Here is a 6,012-nt window from a genome sequence, read left to right on the forward strand (position 1 = left end):
GGCCGCCGTGTCCGGGGGCATCGCGGGGGCCGGGCCTCGTGCAGGCCTCGTACGGGCCTCAGCCGGCGAAGCCGATCACCAGCCACATGAAGCCGACCCCGGCCACGGTGCAGAGCAGGGTGGTGCGCGAGGGGTGCGGGCTGTGCGCCTCGGGGAGGATGTCCGAGGTCGCCAGGTAGAGCAGGAAGCCGGAGAAGAAGCCCAGGTAGAGGCCGAGCAGGTGCGCCGGGATGGTGAACGCCAGGGTGATCGCCGCGCCGGACACCGGGGCCAGCGCGTCGGCGGCGAGCAGGGTCAGCGCCCGCCTCCGGTTGTTCCCGTACAGCCGGGTGATCGTGTACGTGTTGAAGCCGTCGGCGAAGTCGTGCGCGACCACCGCGATGGCCACCACCGTGCCGACCGTGGTGCCGGCCTGGAAGGCGGCGCCGATCGCGAAGCCGTCCATCACGCTGTGCCCGACCAGGGCCAGTGCGGCGGTCATCCCGACGCCCTGGTGCCCGACGGAGTGGGTGTGCCCGTGCTGGTGGCCGTGGGAGTGCGCGGCGTACTCGCCCTCGTGGCCGCGGTGGATGGCGACCGCGCGCTCGATCACGTGGATGGTGAGGAAGCCGGCCGCGAACATCAGCAGCGCCTGCGGGACGCCGTGGAGTTCGTTCGGGGCCTGGTGGATCGCCTCGGGCAGCAGGTCGAAGGCGACGACGCCGAGCATCAGACCGGCGGCGAAGCCGAGCACCAGGTGGCGGCGGTCGCGGGTGCGCTGGGCCACGAAGCCGCCGACCAGGGTCATCAGGAACGCCGCGGCGGCGACCAGTACCGCGGTCATCGGGCCGACTCCGTCTCGGGTCCGGCCTGGTGGCCGGGGCCTTCACCGGGTGGTCCGCCGAGCGTTCTGCCCATTCCTCTCCCCCTGGGATCCGCCCGTGACCGGGCCGACCGCCGACCGTACCGGACGCCCGTTCGACGGTGATCACCCGGGGTGCCGGGCCCGACCGGGAGCCGTGCCCCCAGCCTCGGCCCGGGCCCACGCGGGCGCCCCCCGGATGGGCCGCCGGTTGGGCTGTCGGAGTGAGGCCGCCCGCCGCGGCGAGGGGCCCCTCAGCCGCCGGTGGCGAGCGGCAGGCCGAGGTGGGTGTGGGCGAGTTCGCGGACGCCGTCGCCGTCGATCAGGTGGATGTGGCGGTGGCTCTCCTCGGCAGTGAGGTCCAGCACCTCCTCGGTGAACCGGCCGGTGGTCAGCCGCAGCCCGCGCTCGGCGGACTCCTCCCCGACCGCCTCGGCCAGGGTCTCGATCTGCTCGGCGCCGACCGACGCGGTGTCCCGGGAGGCCCAGACCACCCAGCGGCCGGGCAGCGCGGTCCCGGGCGCGCCCTCGCCGGTGGCGACCAGCCCGGCCGGGCCGCGCAGCCGGACACTCCACTGCGCGATCCCGCCCCTGGTCAGCAGGTCCCGCACCAGCTGGGCGAACTCGTTGGCGGACAGGTCGGAGGCGGCCGGCACGGTGGCCCCGGCCCGGGCGGCCGGCTGGACACCGGCCCGGTCGTACGGGTCCGGGGTGACGGCGGCGCCGAGCTGGCGCAGCCGCACCAGGGCCTCGTCCTGCTCGGCGTCGGCGTAGACGCCCTCGTCGTCGCGTTCCTCGTACGGGGTGCCCGGCGGCAACAGCCGGGTGCGGGCCAGCGCGTCGCGGTCGGCGTCCACGCTGACCAGGCAGAGCGGCTCGGCCGCGGCGGGGTCGCGCAGCCAGCCGTTGAGGACGACGCCGGCGAGTATCTCGTCGGTGTCGACGGCGTCGGCGGCCTGGAGGGCGCGCAGGGCGAGCCGGGCGACCAGCCGCAGGTAGTCGGTGGCCCGGTCCGCGGGCGGGCGCGGCACCGGACGCATGTCGCCGTCCGGGTCGAGCCGGTAGCCGGTGAGCGAGGGCACCAGGTCGAGCGGCGGCAGGTCGAGGTCCAGCACGGCGGTGCGGGTGAGCGGGCGGAAGACCGCCCGGCAGGGGGCGGGCAGGTCCTGGGTGGCGGTCTCGGCGGCGGCCAGCGCCCGTTCCAGCAGCGATTCCACCGCGGCCGGTTCGGCCAGCCGGTACGCCCGTCGGCACTCCTCCAGGCTCTCGTTGTACTCGCGCACGGCGCGGGCCCGGGCCTCCTCGGCCGCCTCGTGGGCGCGCCGGGACTCGTCGGCGGCCGGGCTTCCGGCCTCGGCCCGGCGGGTGCGCCACTCGCGCAGGGCGCGCTGGTGGGTGAGCCGGGCCTGGGCCAGCTCGCGCTGGTAGCCGGAGTCGAGCAGCCGGCGGGAGGGGCCGCTGTCCGGGTCGGCCGCGGGCGGCTCGGCGGGAGCGTAGTCCTCCCAGCGGGGCTCGGAGTCCTCGGCCGCGACGGGACCGTCGGCCGGGTAGGGGCGGGGCTGGTAGTGGCGCAGCTGACTCTCGAAGTCCATGGCCGAGACGGGCAGCGCGGCCCGTCGCAGCAGGTCGGCCAGCCGGTCGTGCTCGGCCTGGACGGTGCGGGTGCGGTGGTGGGTCAGGGCGGCGGCCCGGGCGTGCGCCGCCACGGCCTCGTCCTGGTCGGCCTCGGCGGGGCCGGAGTGGCCAGTTCCGTGGTCGGCTCGGCCGGGACCGGGACCGGGACCGGCGGGATCCGGGTCGGACGGACCGGCACCGGTTGGACCGCGACCTGCTGCCGGGCCGTCCCCGGACGGACCGTCACCGGCCGTGCCCCCACTGGGGCGGCCGGCGACGACGCCGCCCGGCTCCTGCTCCTCCTCGGCTCCGAGGTCGCGGAAGACCGAGGCGAGGAAGCCCGGCCGGGGGAACTGGACGGTGGCGGTTCCGTCGGACTGGCCGTCTGCTGGGTACTGCATCGGTCGTCGTTCCCCCATGCTCGTCCGGCGCCTGCCCGGGGCGATCGGCGAACCTGTGGACCCGCCGCTGCCGGACATTGTCCCCCGAACGGACGCAGCGGTCAGCCAAGCCGCTCAGTTGGTCCGGGTGTTGGTGAGGTGCAGACCGATGTAGCCGACGTAGATCCGGCCGCTGCCGGAGCAGTCGTCCAGGTAGTGCAGCCGGGGCGCGGTGCGGCCGCCGCCGATCCGCAGGTGCGCGCCCATGAACGCGCGCCGGGAGGAGTCGACGCATTCCGGCACCGGCAGCATCCGCTCGCGCTTCCACTTGGTGTGGCTGAACACCGTCCTGGACTCCCCGCGGACCGCCTTGCGGGGCGGGAAGCGGTGGCAGCCCTCGGGGGTGCGCTCGCACCACTGTTTGAAGTCCCCGCCGGCCGCGCCGCGGACGGCCGCCTCGGCGTACTCCTGGAGGGCGGTCAGCCCGTCCCAGGCGAGCCGGGCCCAGCCCGCGCCGGCGCACTGCAGCTCGTCCAGGGCGAGCGCGTTCTTCTGGTCCCCGGTGAAGGTCACCAGCGGGAACTCGCCCAGCCTGGCCATGAGTTCGGAGAAGGTCTCGGGCGTGCCCCGGTGGTCGTGGAGCTGGGCGACGGAGTGCGGCCCGACGACCGGACCACTGCCCGGTGCGACGCAGTGGCGTCCGGTCAGGGCGCGGGTTCCGGAGCGGAGGCGGCCCTCCCGGATGTCCCGGCCGTCGCGGCCCTCCCGGCCCTGGCCCCGGTCCCGGTGCTCGCGGCGTTCCAGGCGCAGGGTGTGCCGGACCCGCTCCAGCTCGTCGGCCCGGGCCTGCTGCTCCGCGCGGTCCTGCTGCTCCTCGCGGACGAGCGCGGCCAGGTCGTCGCCCTGGTCCGGGGCGGCCTGTTCGGCGGTCCGTTCGCAGGCCTGTCCGACGACGTTCCCAGCCGTCCGCCCGGTCTGCTCGGATGCCCGCTCGACGGTCTGCTCCGCGGTCTGCTCCGCGGTCTGCTCGGCGGACTGCTCGGCGGGCTCGCGGAGCTGCGGCGGCGGGACGCGCAGCACCGGGACGGCCGCGAGCGGCGGTGGCAGCGGCTGCTCCGCGGCCAGGCGGCGCGGCTCGCGGGCGAGCAGCCCGGCGGCGCGGCGCAGGTCCTCTTCTATTCGGCCCCGGGCGAGCACCGGATGTCGGGCGCTGTCCTGCCGGGAGGCCGGGTCGACCTCGGGCAGGTAGGTGCGCACCGCTCCGCCGTAGACGGTGTGGTACTCCAGCGCGACGTTGAACCCGGTGCGGGCGCCGGGGTCCAGCACGTAGGTGGTGGCGAGGCCGGGCAGCTGCTGGCAGAGCGGGGCCACCACGTCCTCCACCCAGCGGTCGAGCGGGAGGTTCACCGGGACGCTGGCCACCACCGTGGGCAGCCTGCGCTCGGGGTCGCACAGCTCGTCGATCAGGGCGTCGACCTCGTCGGCCGTGATCACCCGGGGGGCGGAGCGGACGACGGACGGGCCGTCGGTGGCGTCGAGCAGCGGGAGGAGCGAGCGGGCGAGTTCGGGCACCGGCACCCGGCACGGGGTGCGCACACCGCTGCCGGTGCTGTGTGTCTCGGCCTCCAGCCGGACCCAGGTGGGGCCGTCCGCCGCGGTGGCCACGGTGAGGGTGAGCTGCTGGGTGCCGTGCGGGGCCGGGGTGCGCAGCCGGCGGCGGTCGTAGCGGCCGGCGCCCGGTCCCTCGCGCAGCGGGCCCCGGTCGCGGTCGAGCAGGACGCGCTCGCCCAGGCGGAGGCGCTCGGCGGTGGGAGCCGGTTCGGCGGTGGGAGCCGGTTCGGCGCTCTGCCCGACGGGGGCGCGGTGGGCCGGTGGGGGCTCCTCGTAGCCCTCCTGCTTCAGCCAGGAGGCCAGCTGTTCGTCGGCCAGGGCGACGGCCTCGGCGTGCCCGAGGAGCGTGGTGACCGTCATCCGGTAGGGCGTCGCGGGACCGCGGGGGCCGGGCAGGTCGGCGGCGGCGTGCGCGCGGACGCGGTTCGGGGCGGGGCGGTTCGCGATCGGGTGGTTCGAGGTCGGGTGGTACGAAGTCGGACGGTTCGAGGTCGGGCGGCTGGAGATCGGGTTCGTCGCGGACAGGGGATTCGAGGTCGAACGGTCTGAGGTCATGCGCATACCTCCGCGGTGCGGGGTCGGGTCCTGTGTCCTCCATCGACGGTTTCGTCCGGTTCTGCCGGAACCTTGCCCAGGAAACGCCACGGCCCGGAGCGGAAGTTCCAACTCCGGGCAACGACACTACGTTCGGGTGAATCTGCTCAAGCGTCCTTCCGCGTGGCGCAAGGCCTGGGCTACCGGAAACGGCCGGTCACGGGCCGTCCGACGGGCCGTCCCGCGGATCGTCCGTCCCCCGGGACCCACGAGGTACCACCCGCCCCGCGGCCGGAGCGGTGCCGCTCGGAGCGGCACCTCTCAGACCGGCACCTCGACATAGGTGCGGCCGGCCGGGACCGCCACCGCGGTACCGCCGGTCGCCTCCGCCAGCCAGGTGTGGAACTCCGCCACGTCCGGCTCCGGCACGCCCACCTCGATCCGCACCCCGGTGGCCTCGTAGGCCAGATCGCTCACCGCGTACCCGGCCGCCCGCAGGTCGTTCTCCACCCGCCCGGCCCGGACGTGGTCCACCGTCACCGCGAGCAGCGCGACCGGCCGCCGCTCCAGCAGGCCGATCCCGTCCACCGCCGCCGAGACCGCGTTGCCGTACGCCCGCACCAGGCCGCCCGCACCGAGCTTGATCCCGCCGAAGTACCGGGTGACCACGGCGACGGTGTCGGTCAGCCCGCGCCGGCGCAGCACCTCCAGCATCGGCACCCCGGCCGTGCCGCCGGGTTCGCCGTCGTCGCTGGAGCGCTCGCGGCGCTGCTCGTCGCCGACCACGAAGGCGGTGCAGTTGTGCCGGGCGTCCCAGTACTGCTTGCGGATGCCGGCGATGAACGCCTGCGCCTCCTCCTCGTCGGCGACCCGGGCGAGGTGACAGATGAACCGGGACTTCTTGATCTCGGTCTCGTGGCTGCCGGCCCGCCGGATGGTGAGGTACGGCCTGGCGGTGGGCTCCGGCGTGGCGGACATGGCGGGGAGGTCCTCCCGAGGACGGCGAAGGCTGGCGGTGCCGCCCCTGGACAC

General features: G+C 75.8%; 4 protein-coding genes. All 4 read right to left on the reverse strand.

Annotated elements, in window-relative coordinates:
- Nucleotides 1-58 precede the first annotated feature (58 nt).
- Nucleotides 59-823 carry a ZIP family metal transporter gene (locus ACFWJ4_RS18055; RefSeq protein WP_380545014.1) on the reverse strand — a complete coding sequence of 255 codons (765 nt, stop codon included), beginning with the start codon at nt 821-823 and terminating at the stop codon, nt 59-61.
- Nucleotides 824-1,095: 272 nt separating this feature from the next.
- Entirely contained in the window at nt 1,096-2,856 is a 1,761-nt protein-coding gene (locus tag ACFWJ4_RS18060) for a restriction endonuclease (RefSeq protein ID WP_380545017.1), read from the reverse strand.
- 114 nt (nt 2,857-2,970) lie between these two features.
- Nucleotides 2,971-5,001 carry a hypothetical protein gene (locus tag ACFWJ4_RS18065; protein WP_380545020.1) on the reverse strand — a complete coding sequence of 677 codons (2,031 nt, stop codon included), beginning with the start codon at nt 4,999-5,001 and terminating at the stop codon, nt 2,971-2,973.
- Nucleotides 5,002-5,301: 300 nt separating this feature from the next.
- The gene (locus tag ACFWJ4_RS18070) at nt 5,302-5,958 is read right to left on the reverse strand and encodes a YigZ family protein (RefSeq protein WP_380545029.1); all 657 of its coding nucleotides are present in this window, start codon (nt 5,956-5,958) and stop codon (nt 5,302-5,304) included.
- Nucleotides 5,959-6,012 lie beyond the last annotated feature (54 nt).

It is taken from the genome of Kitasatospora sp. NPDC127067 (assembly GCF_042724755.1).
Classification (GTDB): Bacteria; Actinomycetota; Actinomycetes; order Streptomycetales; family Streptomycetaceae; genus Kitasatospora; species Kitasatospora lactacystinica.